The sequence below is a fragment of the Lichenibacterium ramalinae genome (genome assembly GCF_004137085.1).
Taxonomy (GTDB): domain Bacteria; phylum Pseudomonadota; class Alphaproteobacteria; order Rhizobiales; family Beijerinckiaceae; genus Lichenihabitans; species Lichenihabitans ramalinae.
The window spans coordinates 1-23,151 of the sequence record NZ_QYBC01000018.1 but is presented as its reverse complement, the minus strand read 5'-3'; the positions used below and the strand labels follow the sequence as shown (position 1 = coordinate 23,151).

The window sequence follows — 23,151 nt, the reverse complement described above, 5'->3', positions numbered from 1 at the left end:
CGCGGCCGGCAACACGGCGTCGCAGGCGTGGGTCCGCGGGACGGATCTCCGGGCGGCTGGAAAGTCGAGGTTGGGACCGATGGCGTCGACCAGCAAGACGCGCCGCCACTTCACCGAGGCGGCGCGGGAAGCTGCCGCTTTGGCACGGCAGCGCAAACGCGAGCACAGGCTGCAGTTCCCGGAGGACCACAACCTCGTCATGGTGGTGGTGCGGGCGGCCGAGACGCCGACCGGCTTCGGTTGGCAGATCCGCCGGTTCGGCCACATCCAGCCGGTGGCGCAGAGCCCCGGCCGGTTCAGCAGTCCCGTGGATGCGGGACGCTCGGGCCTGGTGGCGCTGGAGCGCCTGAAACAGGGCGTCGTGAGCTGACGCGGGCGGCTCAGACGCCGCGCTCCTCCGGGCGGTCGTCCGTCCGCCGTTCGGCCTCCTCGGCCGCCACCAGCGACACCACGAGCAGGATCGAGAAGCCCATCGCCAGCAGCGCGGGCGAAGCATGGACGGCGGCGAGGGCGGCCAGGATCATCGCATCATCCTCCTGACAGCGAAGATACGATTCGAATGTGAACGGACCCTTGATGGGCCGCGGCCGCCGCCCTGCGCCTGGGGATCGCGCCCGATGCCCCCTGCCCCGGCCGGTCGATCCGCGCTATGGTCGTGGCGATGAAGATCGAAATCGACATGGGGCTCACGGCCGCGTCGGGCGCCGTCCCCGGGCCTGCCATGCTCGACCTCGAGGAACTGCTGGCGACGCGCCTCCTGGTCCAGGGCAATTCGGGCTCGGGCAAGTCACACCTGCTGCGCCGGCTGCTCGAACAGAGCGCCCCCCACGTCCAACAGGTCGTGATCGACCCGGAGGGCGACTTCGTCGGCCTCGCCGACCGCTTCGGCCATGTGGTGGTGGACGGCGACCGCAGCGTCGCCGAACTCGAGACCATCGCGGCCCGGGTGCGTCAGCACCGCATCTCGGCCGTGCTGACGCTGGAAACGCTCGACGCCGAGATGCAGATGCGCGCCGCCGCGCTGTTCCTCAACGGCCTCTTCGACGCCGACCGGGACCATTGGTTTCCGGCCCTCGTCATCGTCGACGAGGCCCAACTCTTCGCGCCGGCCGTCTCGGGGGACGTGTCGGAGGAGGCGCGCAAGCTGTCGCTCGGCGCCATGACCAACCTCATGTGCCGCGGCCGCAAGCGCGGCCTCGCCGGCGTCATCGCGACGCAGCGCCTGGCCAAGCTGGCCAAGAACGTCGCGGCGGAAGCCACGAACTTCCTGATGGGCCGCACCTTCCTCGACATCGACATGGCCCGGGCGGCGGACCTGCTCGGCCTCGAGCGCCGGCAGGCCGAAGTGTTTCGGGAGCTGCAGCGCGGGCATTTCGTGGCGCTGGGCCCCGCCCTGTCGCGCCGTCCCTTGCCGATCCGCGTCGGAGCCGTCAAAACGGCGCCGCGCGGCGGCACGCCGAAGCTGACGCCCCTGCCCGGACAGCCGAGCGCCGAAGCACGCGACCTCATCCTGGCGCCGGTCCCGCTCGGGCCGGCCCGGGCCACGGCGGCCGAGCGCCGCGCCGCCGCGCCGTCGGCGCCCTCGATGCACCAGATCCTAGAGGAGATCGTCCGCAACCGGCCCGCCGGCCCCGCCCCCGAGGAGGTGCCGGCCCTGCCGGCGGAGGAGCGCGAGCGGAGCCTGCGCGCCATCGCGCGCGAGACCATGGCCGACCCGGACAGCTTCTTCCGGCCCGAGCCGGTGCTGTTCGGCGATTTCCAGGTCCGCTGCCGCATCGGCCGGGTCGGCACGGTCGCACCGGCCGAGGTGAAGCTGTACCTCAACGCCGCCCGGGCCGGCCTCGACCCCGACCGCGCGGCCGGCGCCGAGTGGGACCGCGCCCTGGCGGTGGCCCGCGCCATCCCGGACGACATGCAGGCCATCTACCTCATCATGGCGGGGGCGGCGCTGGCGGGGGCGCCCTGTCCGTCGGACCACGAGGTCGCGCGCCGCTGCGGCATGCATTCGGCCGGACGGGCACGCTCGCGCATCCGCCACCTCGACAAGGGAGACCTCGTGGTGACGCGATCGGACATGTCGGGCAACCGCGTGGCGGCCGTGCCGGAGTTCGGCTGGGAGACGGCGCCCGGCGACCCCAACGCCCCCGCGACGGCGCCGGCCGAAGCGGCACGGGCCGTAACGCCGGACCTCTTCGGTCCGTCCGAACGCACCGCCGCCGAATGAGGACACACGATGCAGGCCCCCGCCCGCCCGATCGGCCCCGCCATCGACGCCACCCCGGCGCGCCGGCCGGAGCGCAAGCCCATCGAGGGCCGCTTCGTCCGGCTTGAACCGCTCGACGCCGCCGCGCACGGCCCGGCCCTGTGGCGCAACCTCGCCGGCGCCGATGCGGTGTGGGACTACCTGTTCGACGGGCCCTACCCCGACGCGGCGCGCCTGACGGCCGCGCTCGCCGAGAAGGCCGCCTCGGCCGATCCCCTCTTCTGGGCCATCGTGGATCGCGCCTCGGGCAACGCCGTGGGTTTCGCCACGCTGATGCGGCACGACCCGGCCCACCGCTGCATCGAGGTCGGCAACATCCTGTTCACCCCGGCGCTGCAGCGCCGGCCCGGCGCGACGGAAGCCATGGCGCTGCTCGCCGGATATGCCTTCGACGGGCTCGGCTACCGCCGCTACGAGTGGAAGTGCAACGCCCTCAACGCCCCCTCGCGCGCCGCGGCCGAGCGTCTCGGCTTCGTCTTCGAGGGCGTGTTCCGCCAACACATGATCGTGAAGGGGCGCAACCGCGACACCGCCTGGTATGCCATGACGGACGGCGACTGGCCGGCCGTGCGCCGCGCCTTCGCGCTCTGGCTCGCGCCGGAGAACTTCGACCCCGCGGGCCGGCAGCGACAGGGGTTGACGAGTTTCCGCGCGTGAGAATCGGGGACTGACAGCCCTACGGCTCGACGACGGCGAGACGTCTCTCGATGGTATCGGCGGGCCTTCGAGCGCCCGTCCGATCCGTCCACAGCCGTGACGTCGCGGCCCGCCGCTCAGCGGCGGGCGCGGCGGTCGATCGAGCGCACGGCGTCGGCCGGCAGGTCGAGGCGGATAGCGACGAAGCTGGCGAAGACCCGGCCGGCGGGCTCGCGCGTATCGACGGCCGCCACGGCCGCCGCATAGGCGTAAGGGGCGAGGTCGCGGGCCCGGAGCGCCGCCAGCATCTGGCTCAGGGGCGGGGGCGAATCCAGCGCCGCCGCGAAGGGGCCGAGCCCGTCGCCGGGCGCGCCGATCTCCCGCAGCCAACGCTCGGCTGACCGGCGGGCCCCGTCGCCGCCGTCGGTGGCGTTGAGCACCGCGACGGCGGTGAACCGCATCACCAGGGCGGCATCGTCCGGGGAAAGCCGTCCCAGGCGCAGCGTCAGCGGCACCAGCACCTGGTGGCGGTTCTGCAGCCAGCCGTCCAGGACCTTGCCGGACAGGCTGCGGTCGAGGATCTCCTGCGGCAGGCCCAGGCGCCGGTCGCGCCGGCCCGTTTCGCCGGCCGCGTCCTGGGTGGCGTCTCGAGTGGCGTCCTGGGTCGAATCGAGCGCCGCGTCGCCGGGCGCGGCGCGTCGGTGCGGCGCCGCGGCTTCGCCGCCGGGGCCGAGCCGGCGGTCCAGCAGGTGTCGCAGCCCCGCCAGCAGGCCGGCGCGGGACGGGGTCGTCGGCACCGCTCCCACGGGCCCGTCAGCCCGCAGCCGGCGCCGCCTTGCCGCCCAGCGCCTCGATCTGCGCCAGCAGCCGCGAGAAATCGACCGGCTTCGGGTGGTAATCGTTGCAGCCAGCCGCGATGGCCTTCTCGCGGTCGCCCGACATGGCGTGGGCCGTCAGGGCGATGATGGGGATGTGGGCGGTCTTGGCCTCGGCCTTGATCATGCTGGCCGCGGTCCACCCGTCGATGATCGGCAGGTTCATGTCGAGCAGGATGATGTCGGGCGATTCGGCACCCGCCTTGTCGACCCCTTCCTGGCCGTCCGCCGCCAGGACGACCTCGAAACCGCGGCGGCGGAGCCGACGCGACAGGAAGTCCCAGATCTCCTCGTGGTCCTCGACGAGCAATATACGCATGCAGTGGCCTCCAATCCGTTCTATCGCGCGGGAGCCGGGATGAGATCCCTCAGTTCCTGGGCGAGGTCGGGCAGGCTGAGGCTGCCCTTGGTGATGATCCGTTCGGCCTGCCGGTCGAGGCAGGCCCTTTCTTCCGGTGTAACATCCTTGGCGGTCAAAACCACCACGGGAACAAGGCCGCCGTCGGCACGCTGGCGCAGCCGCTCGAGGAAGTCGAACCCATCCATCACCGGCATCATCAGGTCGAGCAGGATGAGGCAGGGCGTCACGCCGTCGAGGCGCTCCAGCGCCTGCTGGCCGTCGCCCGCCTCCACCACCGTCCATCCGGCGCGCGTCAAGGTGAAGCGCATGCGTTCGCGCGCGCCCTCGTCGTCGTCGATCACCAGGATGGTGCCGTCGCGCTGGGGCTGGAGGCGGTCCAGCACGCGCTTCAACCGCTCCCAGTCGACCGGTTTCATCAGGTAGTCGGTGGCGCCGAGCGCGTAGGCGAGGCTCTGCTCGTTCTTGACCGACACCATGACGATCGGCGTGTCCACCAGCACCGGGTCCTGGCGCAGCGCGTGCAGCACCGACCAGCCGTCCATGCGCGGCATCTCGACATCGAGCAGGATGGCCTGGGGGCGCAGCGCCCGGGCGAGCGTCAGGCCGGCCTGGCCGTCGGCCGCGCCCGTGACGCTGAAGCCTTCGCGCTTGAGGAAGCGCGCCAGCAGGTCGCGGGCCGCCGGGTCGTCGTCCACGACGAGGATGCGGCGCGGCGCTTCGCCGCCGCCTTCAGCCGCCGCCTCCTCGGGCTCGGGCTTGATGGTGACGGGGTGGGCCGTCGCCCCGCCGTCGTCGGAGCGCACCGCCGCGGCGAGGACGAGGTGGAACACGGAGCCGCGCCCTGGCGCGCTTTCGACCACGACGTCGCCGCCCAGGCGCTTGGCGAAGGCGCGCGTGATGGCGAGGCCGAGCCCCGTGCCGCCGAACTGCCGCGTCGTCGATTCGTCCGCCTGCGAGAACCGCTGGAACAGCCGGCCCAGCTGGTCGGCCGTCATGCCGATGCCGGTGTCGGCGACGTCGAAGGCGAGACGGTCCGGCTCCGGGCGCCTGACCCGCAGCGTGATGGTGCCGGCTTCGGTGAACTTGGCGGCATTGCCGATGAGGTTCATCAGGCATTGCCGGATCTTCAGCTCGTCCGACTGCATGCGCCCGAGCCCCTCGCCGAGGTCGAGGACGAAGCGGTTGTCCTTCTTGCCGATGAGCCCGCCCGTGGCCCCCACCACCTCGTCCACCATGGCGGCCACGTCGAAATCCACCGATTCGACCGTCATGCGGCCGGCCTCGATCTTGGACAGGTCGAGCACGTCGTTGATGAGGCCGAGCAGGTGGCGGGCGCTGCTCTCGATCTTGCCGACGTCGGTGAGGAGGTGCGTCTGTCCGACGTCCTCGATCTCCTCGGCCAGCATCTCGCTGTAGCCGATCACGGCCGAGAGCGGGGTCCGCAGCTCGTGGCTCATGTTGGCGATGAACTGGCTCTTGGCGCGATTGGCGCTCTCGGCCAGCTCCTTGGCCTCGAAGATGGCGTCCTCGGCCTCGCGCCTCTCGCTGATGTCCGAGCTGACGCCGACCCATTCGCGCACGCTGCCGTCCGGCCCCAGGACCGGGGCGGCCCGCACGTCCGAATAGCGCCAGGCGCCGTCGCGGCGGCGCAGGCGGAACTCGGCATGGAGCGGCGCCCGGCTCGCCAGGCAGTCCCGCCAAAGGTCCATCACCCGCTCCCGGTCTTCCGGGTGGACGCTGTCGAACCAGCCCCAGCCGGCGTAGTCCGCCTCCGTCTGGCCCGTGTAGGCGCGCCAGGTCGGCAGCGGCGGGATCATGCCGCCGTCGGGCCCGGCCGTCCAGATGAGGTCGGCGGACGCCGAGATCAGCGTGCGAAACCGCTCCTCCGAGCGCCGCACGGCGGCCTCGGCATCGCGCGATTCGGTGATGTCGGTGTTGGTGCCGAACCAGCGGACGACCGTGCCCTCGGCATCGCGGACCGGCTCGGCGCGGGACAGGAACCAGCGGAACACGCCGTCGTGGCGGCGCAGCGGGAAGGTGTCCTCCCAGGTCTCGCCGGCCGCGAAGGCCGTGTTGTAGCGCTCCACGACCTGGAGCACGTGATCGGGGTGGTGGACCTTGGACCAGCTGCGGCCGCGCATGTCGGCGAGCGTCGTGCCGGTGTAGTCGTACCAGCGCCGATTGTACCAGAAGATGGAGCCATGCCCGTCCGCGATCCAGGCGAGCTGGGGAATGGCGTCGGCGAGGTGGCGGAAGTCGGCCGTCGTGGGCTCGACGGCCCCGGGCGCGGTCACTTTGAGATCGGACACTTCGGGTCCGGGAACCTCGGGTTCGGGCACCTTGGAATCGGTGACCGCGGGCCCGGCGGCCGCCGCAATCTCCGAAACCCTGTCGTTCGCGTCGGCCATCCTGCGTCCCCGGCAGCGTTCTCGTGCCATATGGCCCGCCCGCTCCCTGGATGGAAGGCCGGAGCCGGACTATAACGCGGCCGGACCGGCCCATGCCGGTCGGGGACGAACAATGACACTCGACCAGGCGCTGGCCTTCGGCCTCATCACGGCCACCATCGGCATGTTCGTCTGGGGGCGCCTGCCCTACGACCTCGTGGCCCTGTCGGCGCTGCTCATCGGCATCGCCATCGGCATCGTGCCGGAGAAACACGCCTTCGAAGGCTTCTCGGACGAGATCATCGTCATCATCGCGGCCGCGCTGGTGGTCAGCGCCGGCATCGCGCGCTCGGGCGTCATCGAGGCCATCATGCGCCCCATCCTGCCGCGCCTGCGCACCACCGCCGTGCAGGTGCCGGTGCTGGCTGGCTGCGTGCTGGTGCTGTCGATGGTGACCAAGAACGTCGGGGCGCTCGCCATCTTCATGCCCATCGCGCTGCAGCTCGCGCGGCGTCACAGGACCTCGCCCTCGGCCCTGCTGATGCCCATGGCGGCGGCGTCGCTGACGGGCGGCGTCGTGACGCTGGTGGGCACGTCCCCCAACATCATCATCGCCAAGGTCCGGGCCGACATGTTCGGCCACCCATTCACCATGTTCGACTTCACGCCGGTGGGCCTGTCGATCGCGGGCCTGACCATCGCGTTCCTGGCAGTGGGCTGGCGCCTGCTGCCGGAGCGCCGCGCCGCCTCGTCGATGGACGCCGCCTTCACCATCGAAAGCTACACGGCCGAGGCGGTGGTGGGCGCCGGCTCGCCCGTGGCCGGCCGCACGGTGGCGGAGCTCGAAGCCATGCAGGAGGGGGAAGTGTCGGTGGCCGGCATCGTGCGCGAGCGCTTCCGGCGCTACGCCCCGACCCCCGCCTCCCGCCTCCAGGCCGGCGACGTGCTGCTGCTGCGCGGCGAGCCCGAAACGCTCGAGCAGCTGATCGCCCAGGCGCGGCTCGACCTCGCCAGCGGCGGGCCGCCCGGCAAGGCCGCCGCCGTCGTCGAGGGCGTCATCACCGAGAACTCGCCCCTGATCGGCCACACGCCCAGCCAGCTCTCGCTGCAGGCGCGGCACGGCCTCGGCCTCCTGGCCCTGTCGCGCCGCGGCACCGCGATCCTGCAGCGGCTCTCGACGGTGCGGTTCCGCCAGGGCGACGTCGTGGTGCTGCGCTCGTCCTCGCCGACCCTGCCGGAAACCCTGGGCGAACTGCACGTGCTGCCCTTGGCGGAACGCGCCATCACGCTCGGCATCAGCCACCGGAGCTGGGTGCCGCTCGGCGTGCTGGCGGTCGCCATGGTCATGGTGGCGTTCAAGCTCGTCGGCGTGGCGGTGGCGTTCTTCGGCGCCGCCGTGGTGCTGCTGCTGCTGCGCACCATGACGATGCACGAGGCCTACAAGACCGTGGAATGGCACATCCTGTTCCTGCTCGGCGCCCTCATCCCGCTGTCCCACGCCGTGCGCGACACGGGCGGGACGGACCTCCTGGCGCGCGGGCTCGAACACGCCGTGCAGGGGCTCGGCCCGACGACGACGCTGGCCGTCGTCATGGTCATCGCCATGGGGGTCACGCCCTTCTTCCACAACGCCCCCACCACGCTGGTGATGGGCCCCATCGCCGGCAGCCTCGCCCTGAAGCTCGGGCTGAACCCCGACCCCTTCCTGATGGCGGTGGCGCTCGGCGCCGGCTGCGACTTCCTCACGCCGGTCGGCCACCAGTGCAACACGCTGGTGCTGGGCCCCGGCGGCTACCGGTTCAGCGACTACCCGCGGCTCGGCCTGCCGCTCTCCATCATGGTGGTGGCGGCCGGCGTGCCGCTCATCTCCTGGTTCTGGCCGCTGCACGGGCATGGCCCCTGATGCCGCGGCGAGCGGATTGAAGCCCCGGCCCGCCGGGTCCACGGTGGGGTGAGCCGGAAGCGTCGTCGCCCGGCACCAGACTCCCGATCCCGAAAGGCAGGCCCATGACCGACATCTCCCCCGCCATCGACCCCGCCCGGCTCGACGCCCTGGCCGAGGTCGCCGTCAAGGTCGGCCTGCAGCTGCGACCCGGGCAGGACCTCCTGCTCACCGCGCCGGTCGAGGCGCTGCCGCTGGTGCGGCGCATCGCCGACCACGCCTACCGGGCGGGGGCCGGCCTCGTGACGCCGCTGCTGTCCGACCCCGAGGTGGCGCTGGCGCGCTACCGCTCGGGCGAGGAGGCGAGTTTCGACCGCGCGGCCGGCTGGCTCTACGACGGCATGGCCAAGGCCTTCGACGCCGGCACGGCGCGCCTCGCCGTGGTGGGCGAGGACCCGATGCTGCTGGCCGGGCAGGACGCCGCCAGGGTGTCGCGCGCCAATCGTGCCAATTCCGTCGCCTACCGGCCCGCCATGGAGCGGATCACGGGTTTCGACGTCAACTGGAACATCGTGGCCTATCCGGGCGCGGCCTGGGCCCGCCAGGTCTTCCCCGACCTCCCGGCCGAGGCCGCCACCCGCAGGCTCGCCGACGCCATCTTCGCGGCCTCGCGCGTCGACCGCCCCGACCCCGTGGCGGCCTGGGCGGAGCACAACGCCAACCTGCGCGCCCGCACCGAGCGGCTGAACGGCCAGCGCTTCAGCGCCCTCCATTATTCCGGCCCCGGCACCGACCTCACCATCGGCCTCGCCGACGGGCACGAATGGCACGGCGGCGCCTCGACGGCGAAGAACGGCATCACCTGCAACCCCAACATCCCCACCGAGGAGGTCTTCACCACCCCGCACGCCCTGCGCGTCGAGGGCCGCGTGTCCAGCACCAAGCCGCTGTCCTACCAGGGCACGCTGATCGACGGCATCACCGTGACCTTCGCCGAGGGCCGGATCGTCGACGCCAGGGCGACGCGCGGGCAGGAGGTGCTCGACAAGGTGCTCGACACCGACGCCGGCGCGCGACGCCTCGGCGAGGTGGCGCTGGTGCCCCATTCCTCGCCGATCTCGCGGAGCGGGCTGCTGTTCTTCAATACCCTGTTCGACGAGAACGCCGCCTGCCACATCGCGCTCGGCCAGTGCTACGCCAAGTGCTTCGTCGACGGCGCCACGCTGAGCCCGGAGGAGATCGCCGCGCGGGGCGGCAATTCCAGCGCCATCCACATCGACTGGATGATCGGCTCCGGCCTCATCGACATCGACGGCCTGCACCTCGACGGCAGCCGCGTGCCGCTGTTCCGCAAGGGCGAGTGGGTGTGACGCGCACCGGCGGCCGCCCGACGCTGATCGTTCTCGGCGGCAGGCCGGGCGTCGGCAAGACCACGCTGGCGCGGGCCCTGGCACGACGCCTCGGCGCGGTGGCGCTGCGGATCGACACGATCGAGCAGGCGATGCGCGACGCGGGCGTGCCGGCGGGCGACGTCGGGGCGGCCGGTTACGGCATCGCCAATGCCCTCGCGGCCGATCACCTGAGCCAGGGCCTCTCGGTCGTGGCCGATGCCGTCAACCCCGTCGCGGCGAGCCGGCAGGGCTGGCGAACCGTGGCGGCGCGGACGGGCGCCCGGTCGGTCGAGATCGAGGTCGTGTGTTCGGACCTGGCCGAGCACCGGCATCGGGTGGAGACGCGCGGCTCCGACATCCCGGGCCTCGTCCCGCCCGGGTGGGCCAGGGTGCAGGCCCTGGAGACCGATCCCTGGCCGGAGCCGCACCTCGTCTGCGACACGGCGCACCGCGACAGCGCACGGAGCCTCGACGAGATCGTGGCGCATCTCGGCGCCGACGGCGGCTGATCGGCCGCGACGGGCCCGCCTCGCCGCCGCGGCCCGCTGCCCCGCGCTGCGCGCAGGGTGGGCCCGCGTCCCCGCCGCTGGCCGCCCAGGGGCGGACGCGCTAAACGAGTGCTGGCTTCCCCGGGACCGCCTCGGCGATTCCAAGTCCGTGAAACTGCTCTCGATTCGGAGCTGGAGCGAGGTCGCTGCAGGCGGCGGCCCTCCAGGCCGGGAAGCCTCGCCAACGGGATGTCGCGCCGGCCATGCAATCCGTGATCGATGCCGTCCTGCCGGTTTTCGCGCTGATCGGCATCGGCTATCTGGCGGCGGCGAGCGGGGTGCTGGATGCCGGCGTCACCGACGCCCTGAACCGCTTCGTCGTGTGGCTGGCCTTGCCGGCGCTGCTCTTCGCCGCGACCGCCAAGATGAGCTTCGCCGATATCGATCACCCCGGCTTCGCCGTCGCGTCGGGCGGCGCCATGGCGGCCACCTTCGGGCTGTCGATGGTGCTCGACCGGCGCCGGGGCAAACGCCTCGCCGACAGGGCCATCGAGGGGCTCGACGCCGCCTACGCCAATTCGGGCTTCCTCGGCATCCCGCTCGGACTGGCGCTGTTCGGCAACGCCATCCTGCCGGCTCTGGTGATCTCGGTGCTGCTGACGGCCTGCCTGCTCTTCGCCTTCGCCATCGTGCTGATCGAGGCGGATCTCGCCAGAGCCGAGGGCGGGAGCGCGCCGGGCCGGTGGGCCACGCTGGTGCGCACCGCCGCGTCGCTGGCCCGCAACCCGCTGCTGGTGTCGCCGGTGGCGGGCGGGATCTGGGCGGCGACGGGCCTCGCCCTGCCCCTGCCGGCCGACCGTTTCCTCGGCCTGCTCGGCGCCGCCGCCAGCCCCTGCGCGCTGGTCACGATCGGGCTGTTCCTGCACCAGCAGCGCGAGCGGGCCGACACGGCCGAGGTCGCCCGGCTGGTCGGCCTCAAGCTGGTGGGGCAGCCGCTGTTCGCGCTCGCCTTCGCCTGGCTGGTGCCGATGCCCAAGCCCTGGTTCGACGCCGCGGTGCTGCTCGCCGCGCTGCCGACCGGCACCGGCCCCTTCATGCTCGCCAAGCTCTACGGGCGCGAGGCGGCGGCGACGTCGCGCGCCATCCTGGTCTCGACCGTGCTGTCGGTCGTCACCGTATCGGCCCTGGTGGCCTGGCTGGGCCGCTGAAACGCGGCAGTCCGGCCGTTCCAGACGCGCATTTTTTCGAAACATACGGTCCGTTTCGGCCTATCCCGAGACGTGCCCCCGGGCTAGCGTGTGTCTTGCCGTAGCGGACACGCGACAGCTTCGGCAGGCGAGCCGGTCCACAGGCTCAGGATGCGGCAGGCGCCCGACGAGGCCGCCGCTGTCGGGAGGACGGGATGGCAGTGCTGGGCGTAGGCCTCATCGGCTCGGGGTTCATGGGCAAGGCCCATGCCCTCGGCTTCCTCGCCGCCAACCGCGTGTTCGACCTGCCGGTGCGCGCCGAACTCGCCGTCCTGGCCGACGCCTCGCCCGGCGCGGCCGAGCAGGCGGCGGCCCGCCTCGGCTTCCCCCGCGCCACCGGGGACTGGCGGGCGCTGATCGCCGATCCCGCTGTCGGCATCGTGTCGATCACGACGCCCAACACGCTCCACCGCGAGATGGCGCTGGCCGCCATCGCGGCCGGCAAGCACGTCTATTGCGAGAAGCCGCTCGCCCCCACGGCCGCCGAAGCCGAAGAGATGACTCTGGCGGCCGAGGCGGCGGGCGTGTCGACGCAGGTCGGCTTCAACTACCTCAAGAACCCCATGGTGAAGCTGGCGCGGGACCTCGTGGCGGCGGGGGAGATCGGCGAGGTCCGCTCCTTCCGCGGCGTCCATGCCGAGGATTTCATGAGCGACGCCGCGATCCCCTGGACGTGGCGCCTCGACCCGTCGGGCGGCGGCGGCGCGCTCGCCGACATCGGCAGCCACATCGTGGCGATCGCCCGCTTCGTGGTCGGCCCCATCGCGGCCGTCACGGGCGAGACCGCCACGCTGGTGCCCCGCCGGCCCTTCGACGGCGGCAGCCGGGCCGTGGAGGTCGACGACGTCGCGACGGCGGCGCTCCGCTTCGCGACGGGCGCCGTCGGCACGATCGAGGCCAACTGGCTGGCGACGGGCCGCAAGATGGGCCTCGCCTTCGAGGTGTCGGGTTCGGAGGGTGCCATCCGCTTCACGCAGGAGCGGATGAACGAACTCGCGCTGTATCGCACCCGGGACCCGGCGAGCCTGCAGGGGTTCCGCACCATCGAGGCCGGGCCGGCCCACCCGCCCTACGGGGCCTTCTGCCCGGCGGCGGGGCATGGGCTCGGCTTCAACGACCTCAAGACCATCGAGGTGGCGGACTTCCTGCGGGCGATCGGCGGCGAAGCCGTGGGCCACGCCGACTTTCGGGAAGGCTGGGCCGTGACCCGCACGGTCGCCGCCATCTACCGGGCGGCACGCGAGGGCGGCTGGGTTTCGGTGGATTGAGCCTGCGACCGCGACCGGGCCCGGGCCCGGATGCGTTACGACACGGTCGGACGACGTCGGGTCTGGGACGGCGGCATCCAGTCCCGTCCTCTCAGGCGGCCCGGTCGAGCGCGGGGGCGCCGCGGCAACGGTTGCGGCCTTCCGCCTTGGCCCGGTAGAGGGCGGCATCGGCCTCGGCGAGCGCGCCCTCCGCGGTGCCACCCGCCGCGGGCCGCTGCATCGACACGCCGACGCTGATCGTCACGACGCTGGCGACGCCCCGCGGGTGGGGAAGCGCCAAGGCCTCGACGCCCGCGCGGGCCGCCTCGGCCGTCGCCAGCGCGCCGGCCTCCGTCACGCTCGGCACCAACAGGATGAATTCTTCCCCGCCGCAGCGGCAGGCGAGTCCCCCGAGGTCCCGGGCGACGCGGTCGAGACGGCCGGCGATGGCCCGCAGCACGCCGTCGCCCGCCTGGTGGCCGAAGAGGTCGTTGTACGCTTTGAAGGCGTCGGCATCGATCATGAGCAGGGCGAGGCTTTCGCCCGAGGCGGCGGCGCGGGGCCACACGCGCCCCAGGACGGCCTCGAACTGCCGCCGGTTGGCGAGGCCGGTCAGGGCGTCGGTGCCGGCGAGCCGCGACAATTCCGCCTCGGCGATGGCGCGCCGCCCGACTTCCCGGTACAGCCGCAGCGACAGGCCCATGCTGCCGAGGCACAGCAGCGTCAGCAGCCCCGCCACCGCCACGGCCCGGCGCCACCAATCCGCGTAGGCCGCCTCGCCCGTGATCTCCACGGCCTGGATCAGCGGCAGGTTGCCGACCCTGTGGTAGGAGATGATGCGCTCCTCGCCGTCGATCGGCGACGCGCCCGCGAAGGTGCCCGAATGGGTCGACCGCATGCGGTTGAAGGCGTCGCCGCCCCCCGCCCACAGCCGTATGTCGGCCTGCACGAAGGGCTCGCGGGTGATCACGGTGCCGTCGGTCCGGAACAACGTCACGGCGCTGCCCGGCCCGATGGCGAGCGGTTTGTAGAGCTTGGCGAGGTAGCCGAGGTCGAGCGTGCCCAGGACGATGCCGCCGAACTCGCCCCCGGGCCCGTCGATGCGGCGGCTCAGCGCCAACGTCCAACGGCCCGACAGGCGGCTTTGGAACGGCTTGCTGACGAAAAGGCCGACGCTGCCGCCGGCGATATGGACGCGGAAATAGTCCCGATCCCCGAATCGGGACGACACGGGATCGGTGCCGGGCGGATGCGCCACGAGGGCGCCGTCCCGGTCGAGCACCAGGAGGTTGCCGAAGCCGGGCGCCCGCATGGCATTGTCGAACAGCACCCGGTCGCGCAGCGCGGTCGGCATGGCCTGCAGGTCCGGCTTGCTCCACTGCTGCGACAGGGCACGCAGCGCGAGATCGAGCAGTTCGATGTTGCGGTCCACCTCTTCGGCGACGGCGGCCGCCACGCTTTCGCCCGAAGCACCGAGGCCGCGCCCGACGTCGCGGTACCAGCCCGCCATGACGAAGGTGAAGACGAGGCAGATCGCCACCAGCACGGCACCGGTGAGCGCCAGCAGCGCCGTCCGACCCCGGCCAGACTGCCGGCCCGACTGCAGCCGCATGACCTCCTCGATCGGCCTGAACGTCATCCTGCTCCCCCTTGCGGCGGAGTACAGGTCAAAAAGGTGAAACTCGTCTTATCCTATGCTGGCGCTTCTTCGCCTTTCGTCACCCGGTCCACAACAGGGTGAAAACCCTGGCGTCGTCCCGTGACGGGCCGGCCTAACCTTGGCCTGTTTCAGGCTTCGCCGCAGGACGAGGCCGAAGCTCCCGGATTCCGTTGCGGGCGACGGAGGTCGAGCCCCGGCCCGTGCCCGGCTCTCAATGAGAACGTCTCACCAGCATGCCCTCGGCTGCCGCCACGAGGGTGAAGATGGCGTAGCAGGCGACGACGCCGCAGCGTCCGTCGGCCCGGGCCCGCGCCGCATCGATGGCGGCCACGGTCTGCAGGGTCTGGTTGCGGAGGGGGAGGCCGCCGAGGGACCCGATTCGGTCCACCATGAGGGCGGCCGCGTCGAGATCGAGCGGTGCGACCTCGACGATGGCGCGCGTGAGGTCAAGTGCGGAACGGAGCGCGTGGTCCAAGAAACACCTCGCAGCGTGAGAGGTCACTCGGCGCCGTCCCGGTCGCGGTCGCGTCCCGGCGGAGCTAGCACGCGACCGCGCGGCCCGCACTCACATGGGTTAAAATGCGCCGCCCCCCCCGGACGTCCCAGCCGGGCGTCTCCCGGCGAGGGAGCCGGCAGCGAAGCGCCGGCCGGGGGTCGCGACGCAAGGTCACCCTGCGCTCGCCGCCCCGTCTCGCGCGCCTGCTCGAAGGGAAACGTCGTCAATCCGCAAGGACGACTCCCTTGCGCCAATGCCGACCCAGTCTCCCCGGTCGACGGGCCGGTTCCACGGCCGTTCTGCTGCGGCATTCTGAGAATTACGTGAAACTTTACTTAACCCTGCAACAGGTCGCAGGCCACGACACGGCGATACCATGGTGAAACTGAGCGTAATTATTCTTTTCTTAAGTGCGCTAACCCAGGTTGGTGTCCGAGTGTCACGAATGTGAGTGGGCGGTCTTGGCAACCAGCGACACTGCGACGATCCAGGCCGGGACGGCGGCCATGCGGGCGGCCGACGTACTCGGCGGCATTGGGGTCGACACCCATATCGCCTACACGGACGGCGGCTACGCCAACGTCGGCAACATAGCCGCCGACCTCGCCGCCCTCGGCGTGAAGAAGGTCCGCGACGGCATCTCGGACGGCGAGAACGGCTCCGCCCCGCTGTCGTCCTACATCGCCCTGGCCAGGGCCGGCATCACCTTCACCTTCGTGGTGGGCGGCGGCACCTCCACCACGGCCTCGATCCAGTATACGCTCGGCAAGATCGAGGCGCTGGCCGCGGCGGTGCCGGGGAGCGTCGACGCGATCGAGGGCCCGAACGAGATCAACAACGGGACGCTCACCTTCAACGGCCAGGGCGGGCTCGACGGCGCGGTCGCGTTGCAGCGCTACCTGTACCAGACCGTGAAGGCCGACCCGCGTCTGCCGGGCGTCAAGGTCGACTATTTCACCGGCTACAGCACCGTGGGCTTCGGGGCGGGGCCCGACCCCAGCACGACGTCGGGGCTCGCCGACTTCGATACCCAGCATCCCTACCCCCAGAACGGGGGGGCGCCCGCCTATTGGGTGGACCCCGGCATGGCTTTGCGGAACGAACCCGGCACCAAGGGGCCGTTCGTCTATACCGAGACCGGCTATACGACGAAGCTTTCCGACGTGAACGGCGTCGACGCCACCGTGCAGGGCAAATACACGCTCGACCTGCTGATGGACACGGCCAAGGACGGCGCCTCGGCGACCTACCTCTACGAGTTGATGGACGCGTATGCGACGGGCTCGCCGCAGGGCAACGCCGGCTACGGCCTGTTCGACACCGCCAACGCCCCCAAGCTCGCCGCCACCGGCATCCACAACCTCACCGCCATCCTGGCCGACACGGGCGCTTCGGCCCACACCTTCACGCCGACGCCCCTGCCCTACACGCTGACGGGCCTGCCGCAGACCGGGAACAGCCTGGAGGTCGCCAAATCGGACGGCACCACCGACATCGTGGTGTGGGCGGAACCGACCCTGTGGAGCAACCACGCCGAGGTCGCGGCGCCGACCGAAACCGTGACGGTGGGGCTCGGTGGCCTCCACGCCGTGTCGGTCTACGATCCCCTGCTCGGCTCGACGCCGATCGCCACCTATGGCGCCACCAGCACGGTGGCGGTGTCGGTCACCGACCACCCCCTGATCATCGCGGTGGGGCCGACGCTCGGCGCGGCAGCCTCGGCACCGGTGTCGAGCGGCGGGGCGCAGGCGGCGGCGATCCAGACCGTTGCCACCGCCCAGGTGGCCCCGGCGGTTTCGGCGCAGACGTCCGCGTCGACGACCGCATCGACGCCTGCGGCCTCGTCACTGGGGGCGGCGACCACCCCCACGGTCGCCAGCACGGCCGCCGCCACGGTCGCCAGCACGACCACGACGACCGGCACGGACGTATCGGCGGTGCCGCTCGGTGCGACGAGCGCGGGCGGCGCGTCGCTGCTCGCGGCATCGACCGCCACCGCCAGCACGGCGGTCGCGGCCGATGCCGGCGCCTCGGACCCGGGCTTCACCGCCGTGACGAACCGGAACGGCTCGCGGACCGTCGACATCACGTCGCCGGGGCACACGATCGCGTCCGGTTACCGCGACACGTTCCAGGTGCACGGCATGGCGGCGACGACCTTCGTGTTCGATCCGGGATACGGGGCCGACGTGCTGAACGCGTTCAGGCTCAACGGGGCCGACCACGACACGATCAGCCTGCCCGGCGCCGATTTCGCCAATTCCATCGCCGACATCCTGCGCCACACCCAGAACGTGTCGGGCGGGGTGCGCATCGTCGACCCCACGTCGGGCGATTCGATCCGCCTCACCGGCATCACCAAGGCGCAGCTCCAGCACAATCGGCAGGACTTCGCCTTCCACGACGCCCCGGCGTGACGGGCGCGACCGGCGGGGCAGGCACCATGCCGGGTCGGTGACGGGACCGGGAGCGTGGCGGGACGCCCCCGGAGCACACGGGGACCGCCCTCAGCCGTCTCGGGCAAAGCGCAGGCGTTCACCCGTCCTCAGAAGACGGGGCGCCAGCAGGCGACGCCCGGATCGCCGACCAGGCCCTCGCAGCGCACCAGGGCCTTGCGGAGCAGCGAGCCGAGTTCGGCCCGCACCCGGCCGCTGTCGGTCCCCAACGCCTCGGCGACCTCGAAGGCCGTGACGCCGCGGTCCTCCAGCGCCGACAGGCGACGAAGCGCCGTCAGGACCGCATCTTCCCCGCCGACGAGTTCGACCGGCGGCCGCCCAACCTTCGTCTCATCCAGCACGTCACCACCTGCTTGCGAGCTACCTTCGCCCGGTAAGATGACGTTCTGCCACTTTTTGTTCTATTAGCGCGCCGCATCATGGTAAAATACGGCGGGACTGGGCGCTTTTTGACACAATGCCGGCTCAGTCGCCCTCGGGCCGCCCCCGCATCGCCTTGACGTCCCCCCTGATTCGCTTGCCCTCGAGCCGGCGCTTCTTCGACCCGAGGGTGGGACGGGTCGGCCGCCGCGGCGGTGGCGGCGGCACCGCGGCCTCCTGGACCAGGGCGACGAATCGCGCCAGCGCGTCGGCGCGGTTGCGCTCCTGGGTGCGGAAGCGCTGGGCCGACAGGACCAGCACGCCGTCCTTGGTCAGCCGCCGGCCCGCCAGCCGGGCCAGCCGTTCCCGCACGCCTTCCGGCAGGTTCGGCGAGCCACGCACGTCGAAGCGGAGCTGCACCGCCGTCTCGACCTTGTTGACGTTCTGCCCGCCCGCGCCCGAGGCGCGCAGGAACTCCTCCTGCACTTCGTCGTCGTCGAGCGCGATGCGCTCCGTGATCCTGATCACCGGCGGGCTCCCCTGGGTCGGCGGGGAAGCGATACAGGTTCGCGGGTGGGGAATCGACCCACGCGGCGCCTCACCGCTCCCCCAGCGCCCGCGTCGCCAGCACGGCCGCCGAGGCGCGGTTCTCGACGCCGAGCTTGGCGAAGACCGTCTCGAGGTGCTTGTTCACCGTGCGGGGCGCGAGATCGAGGATGGCGGCGATGTCGCGGTTGCTCTTGCCGCGGGCCAGCCACAGCAGCACCTCGGCCTCGCGCGCCGTGAGGGGAAAGCGCCCCTGTAGCACGGCTTCGTCGGGCCGGGCGTCGTGGAGGCTCAGGCGGAACAGCGTTTCCCCCGGCGCCGCCGCCCCGAGATGGGCGAAGCGCAGCGCCGGGCGGCCGTCGGCCCCGGCCGCCGTCACGGGCCCGGGCGCGTCGCGGCCGGCGGCGAGCCGCGCCGGGAGGCCGGCCGGCAACGCCCCGTCCTCCGGCCAGGCGGCGCGGAGCATGGCGGCGGCGCCGGGCGTCGACCACAGCAGCGCGCCGGCGCCGTCGACCGCCACCAGCGCGGCGCCGGAGGTGTCGAGCGCCGCCCGGGCACTCCGCGCCGCCCGGGCGTTGGCGAGGTGGACGCGGATGCGGGCCAGGAGTTCGTCGAGGCGAATGGGCTTGGTGACGTAGTCGACGCCGCCGGCATCGAGGCCCGCCACCACGTGTTCGGTGTCGCTGAGCGCCGTCATGAAGATCACCGGCACGTGGGCGGCGGGGCCGGCCTTGAGGCGGCGGCAGGTTTCGAACCCGTCCATCCCCGGCATCATGGCGTCGAGCAGCACGAGGTCGGGCACGAGGCGGCCGACCAGGGCCAGCGCCTGCGGGCCTCCGGTGGCGACCAGCGCCGTGATGCCGGCCCGCTCCAGGGCTTCGGTGAGGAAGCCCAGCGTGTCGGGCGTGTCGTCGACGACCAGCACGGTGTCGCGCAGCGCCACGGTGCCGCCCGGGGTGGTGTCGCCCGGGGCGGGGCCGCCCGGGGTGGGGCCGCCGGCCGGAGGAAGGCTCACGAGGCGGCCTCCGCGCCCGCGCCGTCGAGCAGCGCCGCCAGCCCGTCGAGGTCGAAGCGCCCCACCCGCTCGCGCAGCGCCGCCACCAGCGCGCCCTGGGCCGGGTCCCCCGCCATGGCGGCGAGCTTGGCCTCGAGGCCGCGCACGTAGCCGATGGAGGCGAGGCGCCGGAGCTCCGCGACGTCGGCGGGATCGGGGTCCCGCGCCGCCGCCGGCCGTGTCGGCGGCGGGGGCGCGGGCGGGCCCTCGATCCAGTCGAGCGCCAGCAGGGTGCCGAGGCTGTCGATGAGCCGGGCGAGGTCGAAGGGCTTCGGCAGCACGGCGTCGTGGTCGGCGTCCTCGCCCGCCGCGGCCCCGCCGGCCGGCGACACTTCGCCGAGGTTGGCCGACATCATGAGGATCGGGGCGTCGAGCCCGCGGGCCCGCACGGCGTGGGCCAGCGTCCAGCCGTCCATGCCGGGCATGGACACGTCGAGCACGAAGAGGTCGGGCGCGACGTCGGCGAGCAGCGACAGGCAGGTCGGCCCGTCGCGGGCGCTGAGCAGGGCGAAGCCGAGCGGCTCCAGGATGGCGCGGAGCAGCACCGGCTGCTCGGGGTCGTCGTCCACCACCATGAGGGTGCGGCGGCGCCCGCGATAGCCCGACACGGCGCGGGGCGCCGCCGCGAGGGCGGGCGCGGCGGCGGCCGCCAGCATCAGCCGCAGCCGGAACAGCGCGCCGCCGCCGCCCGCCGGGGGGTCCAGCACGGCGATGTCGCCGCCCATCAGCTCGGCGAGGAGCCTCGTGATGGTGAGGCCGAGGCCGAGGCCCGGCACGGCATCGGCCCGGGCCTGGGGGCCGCGGTCGAAGGGCTCGAAGATGCGGGCCCGGTCCTCGGCGGCGACGCCCGGGCCGCTGTCGGACACGTCGAGCGTGGCGACCTGGTTGCGGAACGCCACCGTGAGGGCGACGTGGCCGGCGGGCGTGAACTTGATGGCGTTGGACAGGAGGTTGATGAGCACCTGCCGCAGCCGCTTCTCGTCCGTCCGCACCACGGGGGGCAGCAGGTCGAGCCCGGCGACGCGGAAGGCGAGGCCCTTCGCCGAGGCCTGCAGCCGCACCATGTCGACGAGGCCGGCGAAGAACTCGGCCGTGCGGACCGGGTCGGCGCGGATCTGCAGGCGGCCGGCCTCGATCTTGGACACGTCGAGCAGCCCGTCGATGAGGCCGGACAGGTGCTCGGCCGAGCGGCGGATCACCCGCACGCCGTTCTGGCGCGCCGGCGGCAGGTCGCCGTCGCGCTCCAGCAGCTGCGCGTAGCCCAGCACGGCGTTGAGCGGGGTGCGCAGCTCGTGGCTGAGGCCCACCACGTAGCGGCTCTTGGCGGAATTCGCCGCCTCGGCCCGGTCCCGCGCCCGCTGCAGCTCGGCATCGGTGCGGCGGTGGGCGTCGATCTCCTGCAGCAGCAGGGCCGTCTGGCGGGCGGATTCGTCCTGGGCGGCGCGGCGGCTTTCCCCCGCCAGGGTGAAGAACCAGGCCAGCACGCCCGATACGATGCACAGGATGGCGAAGGCCGCCACCAGCGTGCGGTCGATCACCGGCCGGATGTCCGGGCCCGTGGCGGCGGCGCCGACGTGGATGAGCAGCACCACGAGGCTGACCACGGCGACGAAGCACAGGAAGGTGAGGCCGAACTGCACGGCGGGGCGGCTGACCCGCAGGCCCCAGCGCCGCGGCAGCAGGGCTTTCAGGGCCGCCGTGCCCTGCGCCAGCGCGGTGGCGCGCGGCCGGCACAGGTCGCCGCAGCGCGCGTCGAGCGAGCAGCACAGCGAGCAGATGGGGCCGGCATAGGCCGGGCAATGCGCCATGTCCTCGGGCTCGAACGGGTGGGCGCAGATGGAACAGGCGATCGTCGGCAGCGCCCCCCAGGAGGCCCGGGGCTTGCGGGCGAGGTAGAAGCGCCCGCGCGTCAGCGCCGCGATGGCGGGGGCGGCGAGGAGCGCCGTGCCCAGCGCCACGAAGGGCGCCAGCGCCGCCGCGGCCTCGCCGAACAGGCCCGCCGCCGCCAGCAGGGCGACGAGCGTCGCCAGCGCCATGGCGCCGCAGCCCACGGGGTTGATGTCGTAGAGGTGGGCGCGCTTGAACTCGATGCCGGGCGGCGACAGGCCGAGCGGCTTGTTGACGGCGAGGTCCGCCACCACGGCGCCGAGCCACGCCACCGCCACCACGGCGAAGAGCGACAGGATGCGCTCCAGCGCCGCATAGATGCCGAGTTCCATCAGCAGCAGCGCGATGGCGACGTTGAACACCAGCCACACCACCCGGCCGGGATGCGAGTGGGTGACGCGCGAGAACACGTTGGACCAGGCGAGCGAGCCCGCATAGGCGTTCATGACGTTGATCTTCAGCTGCGACACCACGACGAAGCCCGCCGTGAGCAGCGCCACCGCCTCGGGGCTGCCGAGCACGTGGCCGAAGGCGATGCGGTACATCTCGGCCGGGTCGGCGGCATGGCCGGGCCCGACGCCGGCGCGCAGCGCCAGCACGGCGAGCAGCGAGCCGAACAGCAGCTTCGGGGCGCCGAGCACGATCCAGCCCGGGCCGGCGGCGAGCAGCGACAGCCACCAGGCGCGGGCCGCGCGGCCCGGCGCCGGCCGGGCGGGGAGGAAGCGCAGCACGTCCACCTGCTCGCCGATCTGCGGCATCAGCGCCAGGATGACGGAGGCGGCGCCGCCGAACTTCAGGAGGTCGAACCCCCCGGCCCCCTCCGGCACGCCGAGCCCGCCGAAGCGCGTCCAGGCCGCGACGGCCGGCCAGTCGTGCAGCGCGATGAAGCCCACGGGCAGCAGGTTCAGCCCGATCCACAGCGGCTGGGTGAGCAGCTGGAAGCGGCTGATCCAGCTGATGCCATGCGTCACCAGGGGGATGACGGCGAGGGCGCTGACGAGGTAGCCGAGCGGCAGCGGCACGCCGAAGACGAGCTTCAGCGCGCTCGCCATGATCGACCCCTCGATGGCGAAGAGCATGAAGGTGAAGGTGGCGTAGACCAGCGACGTGACGGTGGAGCCGATGTAGCCGAAGCCGGCGCCCCGGGTCAGCAGGTCGACGTCGACCCCGTAGCGCGCCGCCACGATGCTGACGGGCAGCCCGGTGACGAAGAGCACGAGGCCCACCACGAGCGTGGCGGCCAGCACGTTGGTGAAGCCGTAGGTGAGGGTGACGCTGCCCCCGATGGCTTCCAGCGCCAGGAACGAGATGGCGCCGAGCGCCGTCTGCGACACGCGCGACGACGACCAGCGCCGCGCCGCCTTGGCGGTGAAGCGCAGCGCGAAGTCTTCCAGCGTCTCGTCGGCGACCCAGCGATTGTAGTCGCGCCTGACGGGCAGGATGCGTTGGCGTCCGGTCATGATTCCCCCGTGCAGGCCATGCAGGTTATGGGCCGGAGGGGGGCGGGGTGGGAAGGACCCATGGCGAGCCTTGGCAAGGTTGGCTCGCTTGCCACCAAAATCACCTTTAAACTTCTGCACTCCCTCACGGAAGGCGTTCGCGCCAGCATCGAAGGGCTCGGCAATCGACGATCGCTCAGCTGGTAGCTGTTACCTCAGGGCTGTTCTGGCATGCCAAAAAATATGGCTGATAGAGACGACGCGGCGCTGCCGGGCATACCTAATCGAAGAAGCTTGGCTGGTCAGGGTCGGGGTGAGGCGATTCTTGACGATCCTCCGCAGGAGGCCGCGAATCTGTGAGAGCGGCAGTTGCCCGGAAATATCCCTCAGCAAACGCCTCTAGCAGCTTGTCGGACTTAACGGCCCTTTTGGCTTTTGGTATGGTTGGCTGGTCGTCCCCCTCGCGTCGGTCTGCC

Annotated in this window: 19 protein-coding genes; 9 read left to right on the top strand and 10 right to left on the bottom strand. The window is 72.4% G+C overall.

Annotation, left to right across the window (positions count from 1 at the left end; translation table 11 throughout):
- The first annotated feature begins 79 nt into the window (after nucleotides 1-79).
- The gene (locus tag D3272_RS19720) at nucleotides 80-370 is read left to right on the top strand and encodes a hypothetical protein (RefSeq protein ID WP_129220934.1); all 291 of its coding nucleotides are present in this window, start codon (nucleotides 80-82) and stop codon (nucleotides 368-370) included.
- A 10-nt stretch (nucleotides 371-380) separates the two neighbouring features.
- Here the strand turns inward: D3272_RS19720 and D3272_RS27445 are convergent, their stop codons facing one another.
- A complete protein-coding gene (locus D3272_RS27445) occupies nucleotides 381-524 on the bottom strand; it encodes a hypothetical protein (RefSeq protein WP_165361427.1) in 144 nt (47 codons plus the stop codon).
- A gap of 137 nt (nucleotides 525-661) precedes the next feature.
- On the opposite strand from D3272_RS27445, the gene D3272_RS19715 reads away from it, so the two are divergent.
- Nucleotides 662-2,224 carry a helicase HerA domain-containing protein gene (locus tag D3272_RS19715; RefSeq protein ID WP_129220933.1) on the top strand — a complete coding sequence of 521 codons (1,563 nt, stop codon included), beginning with the start codon at nucleotides 662-664 and terminating at the stop codon, nucleotides 2,222-2,224.
- A gap of 9 nt (nucleotides 2,225-2,233) precedes the next feature.
- Nucleotides 2,234-2,920 carry a GNAT family N-acetyltransferase gene (locus D3272_RS19710; RefSeq protein ID WP_129220932.1) on the top strand — a complete coding sequence of 229 codons (687 nt, stop codon included), beginning with the start codon at nucleotides 2,234-2,236 and terminating at the stop codon, nucleotides 2,918-2,920.
- Nucleotides 2,921-3,036: 116 nt separating this feature from the next.
- Here the strand turns inward: D3272_RS19710 and D3272_RS19705 are convergent, their stop codons facing one another.
- From D3272_RS19705 to D3272_RS19695, 3 genes are read right to left on the bottom strand one after another with little or no spacing between them, the layout of a single operon-like run.
- Nucleotides 3,037-3,696 (bottom strand): hypothetical protein, encoded by a 660-nt coding sequence (locus tag D3272_RS19705; protein WP_129220931.1) that lies wholly within the window; start codon nucleotides 3,694-3,696, stop codon nucleotides 3,037-3,039.
- 16 nt (nucleotides 3,697-3,712) lie between these two features.
- Complete coding sequence (locus tag D3272_RS19700) at nucleotides 3,713-4,093, bottom strand: response regulator (protein ID WP_129220930.1); 381 nt, start codon at nucleotides 4,091-4,093, stop codon at nucleotides 3,713-3,715.
- 20 nt (nucleotides 4,094-4,113) lie between these two features.
- Nucleotides 4,114-6,444 carry a hybrid sensor histidine kinase/response regulator gene (locus D3272_RS19695; RefSeq protein WP_245496685.1) on the bottom strand — a complete coding sequence of 777 codons (2,331 nt, stop codon included), beginning with the start codon at nucleotides 6,442-6,444 and terminating at the stop codon, nucleotides 4,114-4,116.
- Nucleotides 6,445-6,655: 211 nt separating this feature from the next.
- Between D3272_RS19695 and D3272_RS19690 the strand changes: the two genes are divergently transcribed.
- The 5 genes from D3272_RS19690 to D3272_RS19670 all read left to right on the top strand — a co-directional run bounded on the left by D3272_RS19690 (nucleotide 6,656) and on the right by D3272_RS19670 (nucleotide 12,798).
- On the top strand, nucleotides 6,656-8,425 hold the full coding sequence (locus tag D3272_RS19690; protein WP_129220928.1) for an SLC13 family permease: 1,770 nt from the start codon (nucleotides 6,656-6,658) through the stop codon (nucleotides 8,423-8,425).
- Between the two features lie 104 nt (nucleotides 8,426-8,529).
- A complete protein-coding gene (locus tag D3272_RS19685; protein WP_129220927.1) occupies nucleotides 8,530-9,774 on the top strand; it encodes an aminopeptidase in 1,245 nt (414 codons plus the stop codon).
- Nucleotides 9,771-10,304 (top strand): P-loop nucleotide/nucleoside kinase family protein, encoded by a 534-nt coding sequence (locus tag D3272_RS19680; protein ID WP_129220926.1) that lies wholly within the window; start codon nucleotides 9,771-9,773, stop codon nucleotides 10,302-10,304. The genes D3272_RS19685 and D3272_RS19680 overlap by 4 nt, the downstream gene beginning before the upstream one ends.
- A 242-nt stretch (nucleotides 10,305-10,546) precedes the next feature.
- Nucleotides 10,547-11,491, top strand: a complete 945-nt coding sequence (locus tag D3272_RS19675) for an AEC family transporter (RefSeq protein ID WP_129220925.1) — start codon at nucleotides 10,547-10,549, stop codon at nucleotides 11,489-11,491.
- A 194-nt stretch (nucleotides 11,492-11,685) separates the two neighbouring features.
- Entirely contained in the window at nucleotides 11,686-12,798 is a 1,113-nt protein-coding gene (locus tag D3272_RS19670) for a Gfo/Idh/MocA family protein (RefSeq protein WP_129220924.1), read from the top strand.
- Nucleotides 12,799-12,889: 91 nt separating this feature from the next.
- Here the strand turns inward: D3272_RS19670 and D3272_RS19665 are convergent, their stop codons facing one another.
- Entirely contained in the window at nucleotides 12,890-14,416 is a 1,527-nt protein-coding gene (locus tag D3272_RS19665) for a sensor domain-containing diguanylate cyclase (protein ID WP_129220923.1), read from the bottom strand.
- A gap of 232 nt (nucleotides 14,417-14,648) precedes the next feature.
- Nucleotides 14,649-14,912, bottom strand: a complete 264-nt coding sequence (locus tag D3272_RS19660) for a hypothetical protein (RefSeq protein ID WP_129220922.1) — start codon at nucleotides 14,910-14,912, stop codon at nucleotides 14,649-14,651.
- Between the two features lie 482 nt (nucleotides 14,913-15,394).
- Here D3272_RS19660 and D3272_RS19655 point away from each other — a divergent pair, with 482 nt between their 5' ends.
- Nucleotides 15,395-17,350: a hypothetical protein gene (locus D3272_RS19655; RefSeq protein WP_129220921.1), complete on the top strand. Its 1,956-nt coding sequence runs from the start codon at nucleotides 15,395-15,397 to the stop codon at nucleotides 17,348-17,350.
- A 128-nt stretch (nucleotides 17,351-17,478) separates the two neighbouring features.
- Here the strand turns inward: D3272_RS19655 and D3272_RS19650 are convergent, their stop codons facing one another.
- The 4 genes from D3272_RS19650 to D3272_RS19635 all read right to left on the bottom strand — a co-directional run bounded on the left by D3272_RS19650 (nucleotide 17,479) and on the right by D3272_RS19635 (nucleotide 22,696).
- On the bottom strand, nucleotides 17,479-17,730 hold the full coding sequence (locus tag D3272_RS19650; protein ID WP_129220920.1) for a hypothetical protein: 252 nt from the start codon (nucleotides 17,728-17,730) through the stop codon (nucleotides 17,479-17,481).
- Nucleotides 17,731-17,854: 124 nt separating this feature from the next.
- Entirely contained in the window at nucleotides 17,855-18,277 is a 423-nt protein-coding gene (arfB, locus tag D3272_RS19645; protein WP_129220919.1) for an alternative ribosome rescue aminoacyl-tRNA hydrolase ArfB, read from the bottom strand.
- A 70-nt stretch (nucleotides 18,278-18,347) separates the two neighbouring features.
- Nucleotides 18,348-19,238 carry a response regulator transcription factor gene (locus D3272_RS19640; RefSeq protein ID WP_129221019.1) on the bottom strand — a complete coding sequence of 297 codons (891 nt, stop codon included), beginning with the start codon at nucleotides 19,236-19,238 and terminating at the stop codon, nucleotides 18,348-18,350.
- A 68-nt stretch (nucleotides 19,239-19,306) separates the two neighbouring features.
- Nucleotides 19,307-22,696 (bottom strand): hybrid sensor histidine kinase/response regulator, encoded by a 3,390-nt coding sequence (locus tag D3272_RS19635; protein WP_129220918.1) that lies wholly within the window; start codon nucleotides 22,694-22,696, stop codon nucleotides 19,307-19,309.
- Nucleotides 22,697-23,151: the final 455 nt, after the last annotated feature.

Excerpts from the sequence above, each read along its gene's own strand:
- D3272_RS19720 (WP_129220934.1), top strand. The coding sequence starts at position 80 with ATGGCGTCGACCAGCAAGACGCGCCGCCACTTCACCGAGGCGGCGCGG.
- D3272_RS27445 (WP_165361427.1), bottom strand. The coding sequence starts at position 524 with ATGATCCTGGCCGCCCTCGCCGCCGTCCATGCTTCGCCCGCGCTGCTG.
- D3272_RS19715 (WP_129220933.1), top strand. The coding sequence starts at position 662 with ATGAAGATCGAAATCGACATGGGGCTCACGGCCGCGTCGGGCGCCGTC.
- D3272_RS19710 (WP_129220932.1), top strand. The coding sequence starts at position 2,234 with ATGCAGGCCCCCGCCCGCCCGATCGGCCCCGCCATCGACGCCACCCCG.
- D3272_RS19700 (WP_129220930.1), bottom strand. The coding sequence starts at position 4,093 with ATGCGTATATTGCTCGTCGAGGACCACGAGGAGATCTGGGACTTCCTG.
- D3272_RS19690 (WP_129220928.1), top strand. The coding sequence starts at position 6,656 with ATGACACTCGACCAGGCGCTGGCCTTCGGCCTCATCACGGCCACCATC.
- D3272_RS19685 (WP_129220927.1), top strand. The coding sequence starts at position 8,530 with ATGACCGACATCTCCCCCGCCATCGACCCCGCCCGGCTCGACGCCCTG.
- D3272_RS19675 (WP_129220925.1), top strand. The coding sequence starts at position 10,547 with ATGCAATCCGTGATCGATGCCGTCCTGCCGGTTTTCGCGCTGATCGGC.
- D3272_RS19670 (WP_129220924.1), top strand. The coding sequence starts at position 11,686 with ATGGCAGTGCTGGGCGTAGGCCTCATCGGCTCGGGGTTCATGGGCAAG.
- D3272_RS19665 (WP_129220923.1), bottom strand. The coding sequence starts at position 14,416 with ATGACGTTCAGGCCGATCGAGGAGGTCATGCGGCTGCAGTCGGGCCGG.
- D3272_RS19635 (WP_129220918.1), bottom strand. The coding sequence starts at position 22,696 with ATGACCGGACGCCAACGCATCCTGCCCGTCAGGCGCGACTACAATCGC.